Below are 230 nucleotides of genomic sequence, written 5' to 3'. Positions count from 1 at the left end.
ACTATCAAAAACTCCACTTATGACTTCAGAGAAATATAAAGAATCTGTATCATACCGTTTGTCTAATTTACTAGTAGCAGGCAACTCCTGTGAAATATTTTTTACAGCATTGTTATTGTTGCTACTGACAACTATTGAGCTATCTCGCACCAACTCCTCAACAATGGGTGAAAATCTTCGTCCCATAAGCCGAATAGGCTGTTTAAATATAGCTTCAGGTGTAGAAAGTG

General features: G+C 36.5%; 1 protein-coding gene. It reads right to left on the bottom strand.

The features are described from left to right. The coding region (locus ON058_RS11085) for a hypothetical protein (RefSeq protein ID WP_274669121.1) at window positions 1-230 on the bottom strand (230 nt) is incomplete at both ends.

Source organism: Demequina sp. B12 (assembly GCF_028823635.1).
Classification (GTDB): Bacteria; Actinomycetota; Actinomycetes; order Actinomycetales; family Demequinaceae; genus Demequina.
Note: the sequence above shows the minus strand (reverse complement) of the source record. Positions and strands in the feature narration are given on the sequence as shown.